The following is a 15,218-nucleotide window of genomic DNA, read 5'->3' on the forward strand; positions in this document are numbered from 1 at the left end:
ATCGAGCACGGTCGTGCCGGCCCGATTTCCCATGCCGGAGAACTATTTCGCGCGCCTCGACGATCCACAAGCGACAATAGTGGTGAAGATATCCACGCAAATGGGACACCATTTCCGGAATGCCCGGAATCGGTGTCCCATTTGTCGGTGAAGCGAATTCCCGCTCAGGTCACGGGAAGGTGACTGCGGGAGTTTCGGGCAACGGTCAGTGTCCCCGCGAACGCCACCACGGCCAGGCAGCCGAGCAGCATCGGGTAGCTCGCGAACCCGCTGAGCGCCGCGAGCAGCGACGGCAGCAGGAAGCCGATGTAGGCCAGCGCGTAGTAGACCCCGGTCAGCTGCGCGATTTCCTCGGGCCGCGCGAGCCGTTGCAGCTCCAGCAGTCCGGACACCACCACGATGCCGTACGCGGTGCCGAGCACCACGGCCGTGACCAGCGCGAGCCACGGTGACCGCAGGTCCGCGGCCACGGCGGCGAGGACCAGACCAGTGCACATCACGGCCATCCCGACGAGCACCGCCCGGGCGCTGGTGGTCCGGTCCACGCGTTTGGCGATCGGCTGGATGCCCACGCCCGCGCCGATCGCGCACACCGTCAGCAGCGTTGAGTAGGCGAGTGACCACGAACCGAGTTTGTCCTGCACCAGCTGCGGCATGATCGCGTACGCGACCCCGCACGAGCCGAAGATCCACGGCGCCATCGGCAGGATGATCCGGCGGAACCGCGGGTGCCGGGTCGTCACGGGCAGCCGGCTCAGCGCCGGCTTGCGGCTTTCGGTGCCGAGCGTCTCCGGGCTGCGCGGGATGAACGGCAAGGCCACCAGCGTCAGTCCGATGTGGACGGCGAACGGCAGCACCATCGGCCACGGTGCCCACTGCGCGAGCACGCCGGCGGCACCGGGCCCGATGCCGAGCCCGAGCGTGAGGCACAGGGCCGCGCGCCGGGTGCCGAGGTCGGCCGCGCCACGCGGGTCGGCGTCGGCGAGCTCCTTGATCCAGGTGGAGCCCACGGCCATCGCGGCCGCCACCGCGACGCCGGTGAGGAACCGGCCCGCGGCGATCCAGCCGGCGCCTTCGGGGCCGAGCGCGATCAGCACGCTGGCGAGCAGCGACAGCACGGTGCCGGCGAGCATCACGGGCCGGCGACCGTAGCGATTGGACAGTCCACCCGAGAGCAACAGCCCGGGCACCAGCCCGACCACGTACGCGCCCAGCAACGCGTCGACGGTGAAGGTGGAGTAGCCCGCTTCCTTGTACATCACCAGGAGCGGCGTGAACTGGTTGCCGCCCCAGCCGACGACGAACACCGCGGCGGCGGCGCCGAACCAGGCCGGGCGCGCGGTGGCTTCACGGGGGAGCGGGGTGCTTTCGGCGGTGGCGGTCATCGGCGGTGCACCTGGTCCAGGTGGGCGCGCAGCGCGGGGCCGAACGCGTCGCCGTCGGCGCGCTCGATGATGGCGAGCAGGTCCTCGTGCTCGCGCAGCACCACGGGCAGCACGTCCGGGATCGGACGCAGGGCGTGCACGTTCATCCGGCGCTGCCGGTCGGCGAGCGTGGCGTAGAAGTCGAGCAGCAACGCGTTGCCGCCCGCCGCGACGATGGTGCGGTGGAACAGCTCGTCGGCCTCGGCGAAGCCGTGCAGGTCGCCGGAGTCCGCGTGGCCGCGCTGGGTGCCGAGCACCTCGCGCAGCTGCTCCAGCGCGTCGGGGATGAGGTCGGGCCGGCGCACGAGGCGGCGCACGGCCGCGCCCTCCACGGCCTCCCGCGCGTCGAGCACGTCCTCGGCCTCACCCGGCGGCACGGGCACCACCACGGCGCCGCGCTTCGGGATCAGGTTGAGGAACCCCTCGACCTGCAGGCGCAGGAACGCCTCGCGCACGGGCGTGCGGCTCACCCCGAGCCGCTCGGCGATCTCCCCTTCGCTGAACAGGTGCCCACCGGGGAGCTCGCCCGTGAGGACGAGCTCCTTCGTGAGCCGGTACGCGCGGTCGGCAGCGCCGGGCGCGGTGTACTTGGCAGGTGTCACACAGGCGAAGCTAGCATGCGTCCAAGCTTGTATCTAAGACCTTGTGACCTGCGGCTCACTCGATCCAGCGCAGGACGGGAGCCGACGTCAGCGCGCCCGGCTGGAGCGTGGCCTCCGTCTCGACGGTGAACGTGGCCGACTCGCCGGGCAGCAGCGTCACGAGGGCGAAGTCCACGGTCGCGTCGGCGGCGAGGCGGTCGGGGAACAGGCAGACGTCGCGCATGAGCGTGTCGGCGACGACGGTGACCTCGTAGCCGCCGTCGAAGCCGGTGACGGACTGCGTGAACTCGGCCTGGGGATAGGCGAAGTCCTTGTCCTCGACGAAGAACCAGAACGCGCGCTCGTCGCCGGCGTCGGCCACGAGGAACTCGCGGGCCGGGTCGCCGGCCGCGAACTCGGGGCCCAGCGCGGTGCCGGGCGCGACCGAGGCCGATGCCAGCTCCTCGCCGGTCACCGACATCCGCCGCACGTCGACCGTCTCCGGGGTGAAGCCCAGCGCGAAGATCGTGAGGCCTTCGGGGCGCGGCTGGATCGTCAGCAGCTCGTCGGCGTAGACCTCGCGCAGCGCGTACCACAGCGGCTTCGGCCGGCCGGCGCCGTCGACCGCGGCCCACGACGTGACGGGCCAGCAGTCGTTGAGCTGCCACACGATCGCGCCCATGCAGCGCGGCGCGTGCGAGCGGTAGTGCTCCACGGCGAGCCGGATCGCGCGCGCCTGGTTGACCTGGTTGAGGAAGTGCCAGTCGTCGAACGTCTCCGGCTCGGCGAAGTGCGGCGCGAGGCCGCGGGCGAGCTTTCCGTTGCCGTCGAAGGCTTTCTGGTGGTGCAGCACACCGGGGGAGTCGGCAGCGAGCGGCTCGTCGTGCACGGCCTCGGTGAGCGTCGCGAACGTCGGCGGTGCCTGCCAGCCGAACTCCGACACGAACCGCGGCACGGTGTCGCGGTAGCCGAGGTAGTCGCGCTCGTTCCACATGTCCCACACGTGCTGGCAGCCGTAGTCCGGGTCCAGTGCGTCGCGCTCCGGCGAGAGCGCCCACGGGCTGCCCGGCACGTACGGCCGCGTCGGGTCGAGCTCGCCGACGACCGCGGGCAGCAGCTTCTCGTAGAACGTCGCGCCCCACGGCTGCCCGGCCAGGCGCTCCTGCCAGTCCCAGTGGAACCAGCCGAGGTAGTTCTCGTTGTTGCCGCACCACAGCACCAGCGACGGGTGCGGTGCGAGCCGGACGACGTTCTCGCGCGCCTCGGCCTCGACCTCCTCGGCCAGCACGTCCTCGGGATACGGCATGCAGGCGAACAGGAAGTCCTGCCACACGAGCACGCCTTCGCGGTCGCACTCGGCGTAGAACTCGTCGCTCTCGAAGATCCCGCCGCCCCACACGCGCAGCAGGTCGATGTTCACGTCCTTGGCCTGCTCGATGCGGCGGGCGTAGCGCTGCGCGTCGACGCGGTGGGGGAAGCAGTCGTCGGGGATCCAGTTGGCGCCGCGGACGAACAGCGGCGTCCCGTTGACCGACAGGGTGAACGCGCCGTCGGTGGTGTCGAGCGCGACGGTGCGGAAGCCGATCTCGCGGGTCCAGGTGTCGAGCACGCTGCCGTCGGCGGCCTCCAGCGTCACCTCCAGCGGGTACAGCGGCTGCTGGCCGAGCGTGTGCGGCCACCACAGCTCAGGCGAGGGCACTCGCACGGTGTCGCCGGTCGCCTCGACGCCGGCCACGCGGATGCGCACGGTGCCTTCGCCCTCGACCTCGGTGTGGACCGTGACCACGCCGTCGGTGCCGTCGACGGTGATCACCGGGCGGACCGACGCGAGGCGGCCCGTGGTGACCTCCAGGCGTGCCGGGCGCCAGAGACCGGCGGTGACGAGCGACGGGCCCCAGTCCCAGCCGAAGTTGCAGGCCATCTTGCGGATGAAGTTCGACGGCTCGCCGTCGTTCGTGCGCGGCAGCGGGTGGGCCTCGGCCCGGGCGCGGGCGTAGTGCACGGCGGAGGCGAAGGTGACCGACAGTTCGTTGCCCTCGGACCGCAGCTCACCGGTGGGGAAGCGGTAGGAGCGGTGCATGTTCTCGGTCTCGCCGAGCACGTTGCCGTTGAGCTCGATCCTGGCGATGGTGTCGAGGCCGTCGAACGCGAGCGCGGCCGCACCGGGGGCGGCCGGGCGGTCGAACTCGGTCTCGTAGCGCCAGTCCGTGAGCCCGATCCACTGCACGAGGTCCTCGTTGCGGTCGAGGTACGGGTCGGGGATCAGGCCGGCGGCGAGCAGGTCGGTGTGCACCGAGCCGGGCACGGTCGCCGGTACCCCGGCGCGCAGCGTCTCCACGAGCTCGGCGGGCACCTCGCCCAGGTCTCCGGTCGCCCGCACCGTCCACCGCGTCAGGTCCATCCGCATGCCTCGCCGTCCTCTCTCCGGGCCCGTCCGCGCGATTTTGCCTTGTCTCGTTGTTGTCCACCGCCACGAGGGACCGCGAACGCGCTGCTCCTTATGGTCTGAACCATTGCTCTCTTCGCCGGGCGAAGGTCCCGGACACCGGGAAAACCCTGATCCTGTCCGGCTTTCTGTCCGTTCGGGCGTGATCGTTCCCGGGGCGGCGCTGCCAGAATTCCGCGACGTCGGGTGAGCAGCCGAGGCCGGTTCGTCAGCGAAAGGGACGCGCATGTCGTTCGCCAAAGCGGCACTGAAGATCCTCCTCACGGTCCTCCTGGCGGTGGTCGCGTTCGTGGTGGTGCCCGCGGCCGCCCAAGCCGCGCCGGCCGCCGCTGCGGCCCCGGCGCCGGTGGTCGGGCGCAAGGCGTGCCCCGAACAGCCGAAACCCGGTGAGGTCACGTGCTTCGCGCTCTTCCGCGGCGACGCGCACGGGATGCAGCGCGCCGCGGCGCCGCAGGGTTACGGCCCGGCGGACCTCGCCGGTGCGTACGAGCTCCCGACGGCCACGGGCGGCGACGGGATGACGGTCGCGATCGTCGACGCTTACGACACCCCCGACGCGGAAGCCGAAATGGGCGTGTACCGCGCGCAGTTCGGCCTGCCCTCGTGCACCGTCGCCAATGGCTGCTTCACACGCGTGGACCAGCGCGGCGGCCAGGACTTCCCGGCTCCGAACGCGGGCTGGCAGCAGGAGACGATGCTCGACCTCGACATGGTTTCCGCGGTCTGCCCGCGCTGCCACATCCTGCTCGTCGAGGCCGACGACTCGCTCGTGCCGAACATGGGCGCCGCGGTGAACCAGGCCGTCGCGATGGGCGCGAAGTTCGTGTCCAACAGCTACGGCGCCGACGAGGACCCGGCCGAGCTCGACCTCGACGAGGCCTACTACGACCACCCCGGCGTCGTGGTCACCGCCAGCTCCGGCGACTACGGCTACGGCCCGCAGTTCCCCGCCGCGTCGCCGCACGTGACGTCGGTCGGCGGCACCTCGCTCTACCGCGACGCGAACGCCCGCGGCTGGCGCGAGACGGTGTGGTCCGGCACCGGCAGCGGCTGTTCCGCGTACGAGCCGAAGCCCCCGGCGCAGACGGATTCCGGCTGTGCCAACCGGACCATCGCCGACGTCTCCGCGGTCGCGGACCTCGCGACCGGTGTCGCGGTGTTCGTGCACGGCGCGTGGGGCCTCGCGGGCGGCACGAGCGCGTCGTCGCCGATCGTCGCCGCGGCCTACGCGCTGGCCGGCGCGCCCGCCGCGGGCACCTACCCGAACGCGTTGCCCTACCGCTCCGGCGCGACCTTCAACGACGTCACCGAAGGCGCCAACGGCACCTGCGCCCCGGCGTACCTCTGCACCGCGGGCCCGGGCTTCGACGGACCCACGGGGCTGGGCACACCGCGCGGCATCTCGGCCTTCACGCCCGGCGCGACCGGGCTCGTCTCCGGCACGGTCCGCGACTCCGCGGGGGCTCCGCTGGCCGGAGCGCAGGTGAAGGCCGGTGATCTCGCCACCACAGTGGACGCCGACGGCCACTACACCCTGGGCGTTCCGGTGGGCACCTACGCCGTGACCGCGAGCAAGTTCTCCTACCGTGACACCACGGTCGGCAGCGTGACCGTCGAGGCGGGCAAGACCGCGACCGCCGACTTCACGCTGGCGTCCGTGCCGTCGGTGCAGCTGAGCGGGACCGTGCGCGACGGCAGCGGCCACGGCTGGCCGGTGGCCGCGCACGTCCAGGTCGCCGGGCAGCCGACCACGGTTGTGCAGACCGATCCGCTCACCGGGCGGTACTCGATGACCGTGCCCGAGGGCGCGACCTACTCCGTGCAGGTCGACCCGGACTACCCCGGTTACCTGCCGGCCTCCGCGTCCGTCCCGGTCGGCGACACAGCCGCCACGCACGACGCCGTCGTGACCGTCGATCCCGTGACCTGCGGCGCGCCCGGGTACACCAACCGCTTCACCGGCGACGCGCAGGACTTCGAGGCGCCCTCGACGTGGCAGGTCGTGAACAACCTCGGCGACGGCGCGGCCACGTGGGCGTTCGACAACCCGGGCGGCCGCGACAACTACACCGGCGGTAGCGGCGCGTTCGCCACCGTGGACAGCAACTCGATCGGCGGCGACCAGGACACGGCGCTGGTCAGCCCCGTCGTCGACCTGAGCGGCACGGCGAACCCGACCGTGCGGTTCGCGTCCGACTACCAGGGCACGCAGGGCCAGCAGGCGGCCGTGGACTTCACGACCGACGGCGGCGCCACCTGGACCACCGTGTGGCAGCACGGCAGCGACACTCTGGCGGGGCCGTCGACGCAGGTCGTGCCGCTGCCGGGCGCGGCGGGCCAGAAGGCCGTGCAGGTGCGCTTCCACTACCGCGACCAGCTGTTCGGCTTCTGGTGGCAGGTCGACGACGTGCTGATCGGCGACCACGCGTGCGACGTCGTGCCCGGCGGGCTCGTCACCGGCACGGTGCACGACCACGTGACCGGAGCCGCGCTCGGCGGGGCCTCGGTGGACAGCGTCGACCGGCCCGGCGAGGGCGCGACGACGCAGGCCGACGGCTCGTACTGGTTCTTCTCCAGCGTCACCGGCAGCCACCCCGTCACCGCGTCGGCGACGAACTTCGTGCCGGGCACGCAGAAGACCGTGGTCGCACCCGACGCCGTGACCCTGGCCGACTTCCTGCTCGACGCCGGCCAGCTCGAGGTGACCACCGGCGCGGTGACCAAAACCGTGGCGTGGCAAGGAACGGCGACCGCGAACGTCAAGGTGCGCAACACCGGCACGGCACCGGTGGACGTGCGGCTGAACCCGTCGTCCGGCGCGTTCACCCCGGCCGTGGCGCAGTCGGCGCCGCTGCAGCGGATCAAGGGCGACTTCAGCACGGGACCGTTGCTGGGCCACGTGAAGCAGGCGGCGCCGGCAGAGACGCTGGCGGCGGGCGACGCGTGGCAGACCGTGGCCGACTATCCGACGAAGATCATGGACAACGGCGTGGCGAGCGTGAACGGGAAGGTCTACTCCTTCACCGGCCTCAACGGCGCGGAGCTGACGACCAAGAACTTCGTCTACGACCCGGGCACGCTCGCGTGGTCCCCGATCGCCGACCTCGCGACGCCGCGGGAAACCCCGGCGGTGGCGGCCGTCGGTACCAAGATCTACGTGACCGGCGGCTGGGCCGACGGCAGCATCCCGGTGACGAACACCGACATCTACGACACCGTCACCGACACGTGGACCACGGGCGCGCCGATGCCCACGGCCACGTCCGCGATGGGCGTCGCCGTGGCCGGCGGCCGGATCTACACGGTCGGCGGCTGCGACGGCGGCAACTGCGGCGTCACGCGGGTGCAGGTCTACGACCCGGCCGTGGACAAGTGGTCGGCGGGCCCGGCGCTGCCCGCGCCGATCGGCTGGACCAACTGCGGCACCATCGCCGGCTCGATCTACTGCGCCGGTGGCGTCAGCGGCCTGGACAACCTGAAGACCGCGTACAAGCTCGACGTCGAGAAGGGCACGTGGTCGCGCGTCGCCGACCTGCCGGTGCAGATGTGGGGCTCGGCCTCGACCGTCGCGAATGGACAGTTGCTGCTCTCTGGTGGCATCGCCGACGGTGAGCTCACCAACGCCGGCTACGCGTACGACCCGGCGGCCAACCAGTGGTCGGCGCTGCCGAACTCGAACGAGACGCTGTTCCGCGGCGGCAGCACCTGCGGCTTCTACCGCATCGGCGGCTCGGCGAACGCGAGCTTCAACCCGACCAGCCACGACCTGCTGCTGCCGGGCTACGGCGAATGCGGGGAGTACGTGTCGATCCCGTGGCTGTCGGCCACGCCCGCGGTGACCACGATCGCGCCGGGCAAGACGGCGACGTTCACGGTGACGCTGGACGCGAGCGTCGCGGCGATCACGCAGCCGGGCACGTACACGGCGCAGCTCGTCGTCGGGGCGCAGGTGCCGAAGGCGGTGGCGGCGATCCCCGTGTCGTTCACGGTGAAGCCGCCGGCCACGTGGAGCAAGCTGACCGGCACCGTCACCGGCGCGCGCTGCGGCGCGACGGCGGGACCGCTCGCCGCGGTGACCGTGCAGGTCGACAGCTGGACGGCGAGCTACACGCTCCGGACCGACGCCGCGGGCCACTACACACTGTGGCTCGACCGCCGCAACAACCCGCTCACGCTGATCGCGGCCCGCGACGGCTGGCAGCCCCAGACGCGCACCGTCAAACTGGTCAAGGGACAGCCGGCGACGGCGGACTTCGTCCTCAAACCGGCCGGCTGCTGAGCCCGGGCTTCCAGCGCCCCCACGCGGCGTTCGGTGCACTGACCGCACCGAACGCCGCATGGGGTGCGGTGGGGGTGGCGGGTGTGGGGAACCGCACGTCCCGAGGTTGTGCAATGTGACATACTACTGGCCATGGTGGCGACGGGAAGGTCCCCCGACGTGGTCGTCGTGGGCGCCGGAGTGGTCGGGGCGGCGTGCGCGTACTACTGCGCGGCCGCGGGCCTGCACGTTGCGGTGGTCGACCGCGGCGGCGTCGCCGGCGGGACGACAAGCGGGGGCGAGGGCAACATCCTCGTGTCGGACAAGGAGCTCGGGCCGGAGCTCGACTTGGCGCTGCTGTCGATCCGGCTGTGGGCGCGGCTGGGGGAGGAGTTCGGCCCCGCTTCGCTGGAGCTGGAGCACAAGGGCGGCGTGGTCGTGGCGCAGTCCGCGGACGCCGCCCGGGGCCTGGCGGAGCTGGCGGCCGAGCAACGCGCGCGCGGCGTCGAAGTCGACGACCTGACGCCGGCCGAGGTCGCCGAGCTGGAGCCGAACCTGACGCCGGACATCGCTTCCGGCGCGTATTACCCGCAGGACAAGCAGGTGCAGCCGATGCTCGCGGCCGCTTCGCTGCTGCGCCAAGCGGTTCGGCTCGGGGCGGAGCTGCACACGGGCGTGGAGGTACGGGCGTTCCGGCGGCGCGCCGACGGTGCGGTCGGCGGGGTGCGCACGTCGGCCGGCGAGTTCTCCGCGCCGTGGGTGGTCAACGCCGCGGGCACGTGGGGCGGCGAAGTCTCGAAGCTCGCGGGCGCGCCGATCCCGGTGCTGCCGCGGCGCGGGTTCGTGCTGGTCACCGAGCCGCTGCCGCGCGTGATCCGGCACAAGGTCTACACCGCCGACTACGTCGCCAACGTCTCCAGCGGCGATGCCGGACTCGAAACGTCCGTGGTCGTCGAAGGCACGCAGGCCGGCACGGTGCTCATCGGCGCCAGCCGCGAACGCGTCGGGTTCGACCGGCAGTTCTCGCTGCCCGTGGTGCGCAAGCTGGCGGCCCAGGCGATCGGGGTTTTCCCGTTCCTGGCCGACGTTTCCCTGCTGCGCAGCTACCTCGGCTTCCGGCCGTACTGCCCGGACCACCTCCCGGTCATCGGCGAGGACCCGCGGCTGCCGGGGCTGCTGCACGCGTGTGGTCACGAAGGGGCGGGCATCGGGCTGGCCGCGGCCACGGGACACCTGATCGCGCAGGTGGCCACGGGGGTACGGCCGGAGCTGGACTTGATGCCGTTCCGGGCGGACCGGTTCGAGGAGGTCGCGTGAGCGAGCGCGTGAAGTTTTCCTTCCGGGGCCAGGAGATCGTGGCGGAAGCCGGGCAGAGCGTGGGCGCCGCGTTGATCGCCGCAGGCCACCGGTCGTGGCGCACGACGCGCCGCGAAGGCGCGCCCCGCGGGGTGTTCTGCGGGATCGGCGTGTGTTTCGACTGCCTGGTCGTGGTGAACGGCAAACCCGGCCGGCGCGCGTGCCTGACCGAGGTACTGCCGGGTGACGTCGTCGAGCCGCAGGAAGGAGCGGGCCGTGGTGAGCTTTCCTCCTGAAGCGGCGGAGATCGCGGTGCTGGGGGCCGGCCCGGCCGGGCTCGCCGCCGCGGTGACGGCCGCGTCGGCCGGGGCGCGGGTGACGTTGATCGACGCCGGCGCGCGCGTGGGCGGGCAGTTCTGGCGTCACCGCGAAGGTGACGACGGCGTGGGCCACCACGATTGGCCGACGCTCGTGCGGCTGCGGGCGGGACTGTCCCGAGTGGACGTCCGGACGCGGCACGCGATCTGGCACGTCGAGCGCACCGACGGCGGCTTCACGGTGCACACCGACCGCGGCGAGATCACCTGCCGCACGGTGATCGTGGCGGCGGGCGCCTACGACCGGCAGGTGCCGTTCCCCGGCTGGACGCTGCCGGGCGTCTACACCGCCGGTGGCGTGCAGGCGCTGCTCAAAGGCCATGGCGTGCGCGCGGGGCACCGGGTCGTGGTGGCGGGGACGGGGCCGTTCCTGCTGCCCGTCGCCGCCGGGCTGGTCGAGTCGGGTGCCGAGGTGGCGGGGGTGTTCGAGGCCGGTTCGCCCGCCGGGTTCGCGCGCTCGCCGCTGGCCGTGCTGGCCAACGCCGGCAAGCTCGCCGAAGGCGCCGGTTACCTGAAAACGCTGATGCGCCAACGGGTTCCGTACCGCACGCGCACCGCGGTCGTCGCCGCGCACGGCACCGACGAGGTCGAGAGCGTGACGGTCGCGTCGCTCGATCGGCAGTGGCGGATCGTGCCGGGCAGTGAACGGACGGTCGCGTGTGACACCGTCGCCGTCGGCTACGGCTTCACGCCCCAGCTGGAGCTGCCGGTACAGCTCGGCTGCGAAACCCGCCTCGGCGCGGACGGCAGTCTCGTCGCCGTGGCCGACGACCGGCAGCGCGCCACCACCCCCGGCGTGTACCTCGCCGGTGAGGTCTGCGGCGTCGGCGGTTCCGCGCTGTCGCTGGTGGAGGGTGAGCTGGCCGGCCTGCACGCGGCACTCACCACGGTCGGAGCCGAGCCGAACCGGGACACCGTCGCGCGGTTGCTGCGGCAGCGGAAGTCGTTGCGCGCCTTCGCGAACGCGATGCACGCCGCCCACCCCGTGCGCTCCGGCTGGCAGACGTGGCTCGACGCCGAGACGCAGATCTGCCGGTGTGAGGAGGTGTCCGTCGGCACTGTTCGCAGCGCGGTCAAGGACCTGGGCGCCACGGACGCGCGGACGGTGAAGCTGCTCGCCCGCCCGGGAATGGGCCTGTGCCAGGGCCGCGTGTGCGGCTACGCGACCGCGTGCCTCGTCGCCGCCGAATGCGGCCGTGAACCGACGGCTGCCGACCTCGCCGGCGTCGCGTCCCGGCCGATCGCGCAGCCCGTGACGCTCGGGGACCTCGCGCGTGGCTGACCTCCAACTGTCCGAAGAGGACGAAGCCATGCTCGCCGGCGAGTACGGTGCGGCGGCGGAACTGTGCCTGCGCATGGTCGTCGCACTCGCGCGTGTCCGGGGCGCCACCCGGCTGCTGACGGTCGAGTCCGCCCACGTCGACGGCTGCCTCTACCACGGACAGGCCGGCCTGGACTTCGTCGAACGCCTGGGCGCGCTCGGCGGCCGCGTCGCCGTGCCGACCACGCTCAACGTCGGCTCCCTCGACCTGCGCCACCCCGACCTCGTGCACGCCGATGCCGAAACGACCGCCAACGCGCGCCGCCTGATGGCGGGGTACACCGCGCTGGGCTGCAAGCCGACGTGGACCTGCGCGCCGTACCAGCTCACGCACCGGCCGGCGTTCGGCACGCACGTGGCGTGGGCGGAGTCCAACGCGATCGTGTTCGCCAACTCCGTGCTCGGTGCCCGCACCGACCGCTACGGCGACTTCCTCGACATCGGCGCCGCCATCACGGGCCGCGTGCCCGACGCGGGCCTGCACCGCGACGCCGACCGTCGCGCGACGATCCGGCTCGACTGCGCGGGCCTGTCCCGGCGATTGCTCGGCGAGGACGCGGCGTGGGGCGTGCTCGGCCACCTCGCGGGCCGGCTCGCGGGCAGCGGGGTGCCGGTGCTGACGGGCGTGCCCGCGACCGTGACGGAGGACCAGCTGAAGGCCTTCGGTGCCGCCGCCGCGTCGAGCGGGGGAGTGGGGCTGTTCCACGCCGTCGGCGTGACTCCGGAGGCGCCCGAGCTCGCGGCCGTCGCGTCGCCGGACCTCGTGACGCACGTGGTGGACGCGGACCAGGTGCGCGCCCTGCGCGACGAGCTGACCACGGCCCACGGCCCGGACCTCGACGCGCTCTGCCTGGGCACACCGCACTTCTCGCTCACGGAGTTCGAGCGCCTGGCCGCACTACTCGCCGACGGCGGGCCGTTCCACCACTCCGTGAGCGCCTACGTGACCACGAGCCGCGCCGTGCTCGCGGAGGCCGACCGGCTCGGTTACGCGGAAACCGTGCGCTCCGCCGGGGCGCGGATCGTCGTCGACACCTGCACCTACCTCACGCCGATCCTCGACGCCGGCCTGCGCACGGCGATGACGAACTCCGGCAAGTGGGCCTGGTACGCGCCTGGCAACATCGGTGTCGACGTGGCGCTGGGTTCGCTGGCCGAATGCGTCGCGTCCGCGCGGGCCGGCCGGATCGTGCGGGACGAGGCGCTGTGGGCGAGCTGACCGGCCGCACCGTGTTCCCCGGCGAAGCGACGGGGGAACCACTCGTGCTCGACGCGCCGCTGTCGTTCTGGGGCGGCACCGACCTGTCCGGCCGCATCGTCGACGAACACCACCCCCAGCGCGGCGCCACGCTCACCGGTCGCGTTCTGGTGCTGCCGCAGGCGCGCGGCTCCAGCTCCTCGTCGTCGGTCCTGGCCGAGCAGATCCGCAGCGGCACCGCGCCCGCCGCTCTCGTGCTCACCGAACCCGACGCCATCCTCATGCTCGGCGCCTGGGTCGCGGCCGAGCTGTACGACCTGCGGCTGCCGATCGTGGTACTCACCCGGCCCGACTACGCCCGGCTCGCGGCTTCCCGTGGCCCGGTGGAAGTCAGCGCGGGTCCGGAAACCGCGACGATCCGGCTCGGCTGACGGCTGGGCCCAACGCGTTCAGGCATCCGTGGTGGACGCCGTGCGGAGGTGACGCACCGCGGCTTCCGACGCCGAGCCCGGTTCCGCTGTGTAGAGCGTGAGGAACTGGTCCGCGTCGTCCAGAACGCCGAGCAGTTCGTACGCCAGGGTGAACCGGCCCGCCACCGGATGGTCGAAGCTCTTGGCTCCGTAGGTGTGCTGGTGCACGTCGTGGTCGGCCCACCGGCCGCGGAAGTCCTCGCTCGCGGCCGACAGGTCCCTGATCAGGTCCGCCAGCAGCGGGTCGGCGGGGTACCGGCCCTGGTAGAGGCGCAGGTGCGCGACGGCCTCGGTCGCGCTGCCCGCCCAGTCGACCAGCACGCTGCGCGCCGCCGGGTCGGTGAAAAGGAACCGCACCATGTTGCGTGACGGTCCGGGCAGGGCTTCCCAGTCCGTGTACAGCGCGCGGGCCGGTCGGTTCGCGGCGAGCACGTCCATCCGGCGGCCGAGGACCATCGCCGGGAGCGGCTCGTGGGCATCGAGGATCCGGTGCACCGACGGCCGCACCCGCTGGGGCGGAACCGAGCGCCGCACCGGGCGAGTGCCCCCGGGGCGCACCAGCGCGAACAGGTGCGCCCGCTCCGTGGCGTTCAGCCGCAGCGCGCGGGCCACCGCGTCGAGCACCGAATCGGACGGGTTGATCCGGCGGCCGCGCTCCAGCCGCACGTAGTAGTCCACGTTCACCCCGGCCAGGCGCGCGACCTCCTCGCGCCGCAGGCCGGGGACGCGGCGAACGCCGGCACCCGGACCCAGCCCGGCCTCGGCCGGGGTGACCCGGGCGCGGCGCGAGCGCAGGAACTTGCTCAGCTCGTCGTCCCGCTCCATGCGCCCGAGCCTAGAGCGAAGCGAGAACCAGCCGCCCGCTTACCTCCCGGGCGTCGATCCGCCGGTGCGCTTCGCGGGCCTCGGCGAACGGCAGCGTCGTCACGGGCAGGCTGATCTTCCCCTCGGTGAACAGCGGCAGCACCGCCCGCGCCGCAGGCACGGCCGGTGAGGTGCCGGCGGCCAGGTAGCCGCCCACGTTGAACCCGACGACGCCGATGTTGCCGCCCCACACCGCGTTCGAGTCGAGCGCTGCGCCGTGCTCGCCGCCCGCGTTGCCGACCGCGAGCAGCCGGCCCATCGGTGCGAGCAGGCCGACCGAGGCCCGCCGCACGTCGCCGCCCACCGGATCGACGATCACGGTGAACCGCTCGTCTCCCAGCGCCTCGGTGAACTCACCGGAGAGGACCACCCGGTCGAACCCGAGCGCGAGCGCCGCGTCGATTTGCCCGGCCCGGCGCACGGTGCCGACCACCTCGTTCGCCCCGAGCAGCCGCGCCACCTCGGGGTAGACCGACGACAGTCCGCCGAGCGCGCCGTGCACCAGCACCTTGCCGCCGTCCGGCGGGCGCACCGCCTCGGTGAGGGACAGGTACGCAGTAACCGCGTTCGCGAACCCTGCGACGGCCTGTTCGCGGCTCACACCCGTGCCCGCAAGCGGCACCACCAGGTCGGCGGGCGCGACGGTGACCTCCGCGTATCCGCCCATCCGCGGCAGGGTCAGCGTCGCCACCTCGTCGCCGACGGCGAACCGGTCGACGCCCGGGCCCACGGCGCGCACGTTGCCCGCCACCTCGAGCCCTGGCACCACCGGCGGTCGTGGCGCGTAGTCGTAGTCGGCCAGTTCGCCGCGGCGGATGATCGCATCGACCAGCCCGACGGCCGAGTGGGACACGGTGATACTGAGTTCCCCAGGCCCCGGGACGGGCTCGGGGACCTCGGCCGGCTCGATGACGCCGGGGTCGCCGTACGCGGTGATGAACATGGCCTTCATGGGTGCGTTCCTCCTGGTGCGGCTGCGATCC

At 72.8% G+C, this 15,218-nt stretch carries 11 protein-coding genes; 6 read left to right on the forward strand and 5 right to left on the reverse strand.

Annotation, left to right across the window (positions count from 1 at the left end):
* Positions 1-164 precede the first annotated feature (164 nt).
* The 3 genes from ACFY1H_RS30655 to ACFY1H_RS30665 are packed head-to-tail and all read right to left on the reverse strand — an operon-like array spanning position 165 to position 4,412.
* Positions 165-1,385: an MFS transporter gene (locus ACFY1H_RS30655; RefSeq protein WP_366585443.1), complete on the reverse strand. Its 1,221-nt coding sequence runs from the start codon at positions 1,383-1,385 to the stop codon at positions 165-167.
* A complete protein-coding gene (locus ACFY1H_RS30660; protein ID WP_366585445.1) occupies positions 1,382-2,026 on the reverse strand; it encodes a GntR family transcriptional regulator in 645 nt (214 codons plus the stop codon). The genes ACFY1H_RS30655 and ACFY1H_RS30660 overlap by 4 nt, the downstream gene beginning before the upstream one ends.
* A gap of 55 nt (positions 2,027-2,081) precedes the next feature.
* Positions 2,082-4,412, reverse strand: coding sequence for a glycoside hydrolase family 2 protein (locus ACFY1H_RS30665; RefSeq protein WP_386952029.1), 2,331 nt, complete (start codon positions 4,410-4,412; stop codon positions 2,082-2,084).
* Positions 4,413-4,677: 265 nt separating this feature from the next.
* Here ACFY1H_RS30665 and ACFY1H_RS30670 point away from each other — a divergent pair, with 265 nt between their 5' ends.
* The 6 genes from ACFY1H_RS30670 to ACFY1H_RS30695 all read left to right on the forward strand — a co-directional run bounded on the left by ACFY1H_RS30670 (position 4,678) and on the right by ACFY1H_RS30695 (position 13,332).
* Entirely contained in the window at positions 4,678-8,730 is a 4,053-nt protein-coding gene (locus tag ACFY1H_RS30670) for a carboxypeptidase regulatory-like domain-containing protein (protein ID WP_386952031.1), read from the forward strand.
* Positions 8,731-8,862: 132 nt separating this feature from the next.
* Positions 8,863-10,026 carry an NAD(P)/FAD-dependent oxidoreductase gene (locus ACFY1H_RS30675; protein ID WP_386952034.1) on the forward strand — a complete coding sequence of 388 codons (1,164 nt, stop codon included), beginning with the start codon at positions 8,863-8,865 and terminating at the stop codon, positions 10,024-10,026.
* Complete coding sequence (locus ACFY1H_RS30680; protein WP_386952037.1) at positions 10,023-10,301, forward strand: (2Fe-2S)-binding protein; 279 nt, start codon at positions 10,023-10,025, stop codon at positions 10,299-10,301. The genes ACFY1H_RS30675 and ACFY1H_RS30680 overlap by 4 nt, the downstream gene beginning before the upstream one ends.
* Entirely contained in the window at positions 10,285-11,664 is a 1,380-nt protein-coding gene (locus tag ACFY1H_RS30685; protein ID WP_386952040.1) for an FAD-dependent oxidoreductase, read from the forward strand. Before ACFY1H_RS30680 ends, ACFY1H_RS30685 begins: the two co-directional genes overlap by 17 nt.
* Positions 11,657-12,922 carry an aconitase X gene (locus ACFY1H_RS30690; RefSeq protein ID WP_386952042.1) on the forward strand — a complete coding sequence of 422 codons (1,266 nt, stop codon included), beginning with the start codon at positions 11,657-11,659 and terminating at the stop codon, positions 12,920-12,922. Before ACFY1H_RS30685 ends, ACFY1H_RS30690 begins: the two co-directional genes overlap by 8 nt.
* Positions 12,910-13,332 (forward strand): aconitase X swivel domain-containing protein, encoded by a 423-nt coding sequence (locus ACFY1H_RS30695; RefSeq protein ID WP_386952045.1) that lies wholly within the window; start codon positions 12,910-12,912, stop codon positions 13,330-13,332. Before ACFY1H_RS30690 ends, ACFY1H_RS30695 begins: the two co-directional genes overlap by 13 nt.
* 18 nt (positions 13,333-13,350) lie before the next feature.
* Here ACFY1H_RS30695 and ACFY1H_RS30700 read toward each other — a convergent pair whose 3' ends face one another.
* Positions 13,351-14,196, reverse strand: a complete 846-nt coding sequence (locus ACFY1H_RS30700; protein ID WP_386952048.1) for a helix-turn-helix domain-containing protein — start codon at positions 14,194-14,196, stop codon at positions 13,351-13,353.
* A gap of 10 nt (positions 14,197-14,206) precedes the next feature.
* A complete protein-coding gene (locus ACFY1H_RS30705) occupies positions 14,207-15,187 on the reverse strand; it encodes a zinc-binding alcohol dehydrogenase family protein (RefSeq protein WP_386952051.1) in 981 nt (326 codons plus the stop codon).
* Positions 15,188-15,218: the final 31 nt, after the last annotated feature.

The sequence above is a fragment of the Amycolatopsis sp. NPDC001319 genome (assembly GCF_042896185.1).
Taxonomy (GTDB): domain Bacteria; phylum Actinomycetota; class Actinomycetes; order Mycobacteriales; family Pseudonocardiaceae; genus Amycolatopsis.

Bases quoted from the DNA above. Each gene is read 5' to 3' on its own strand.
- ACFY1H_RS30655 (WP_366585443.1), bottom strand. From the start codon at position 1,385: ATGACCGCCACCGCCGAAAGCACCCCGCTCCCCCGTGAAGCCACCGCG.
- ACFY1H_RS30665 (WP_386952029.1), bottom strand. From the start codon at position 4,412: ATGCGGATGGACCTGACGCGGTGGACGGTGCGGGCGACCGGAGACCTG.
- ACFY1H_RS30670 (WP_386952031.1), top strand. From the start codon at position 4,678: ATGTCGTTCGCCAAAGCGGCACTGAAGATCCTCCTCACGGTCCTCCTG.
- ACFY1H_RS30675 (WP_386952034.1), top strand. From the start codon at position 8,863: ATGGTGGCGACGGGAAGGTCCCCCGACGTGGTCGTCGTGGGCGCCGGA.
- ACFY1H_RS30700 (WP_386952048.1), bottom strand. From the start codon at position 14,196: ATGGAGCGGGACGACGAGCTGAGCAAGTTCCTGCGCTCGCGCCGCGCC.
- ACFY1H_RS30705 (WP_386952051.1), bottom strand. From the start codon at position 15,187: ATGAAGGCCATGTTCATCACCGCGTACGGCGACCCCGGCGTCATCGAG.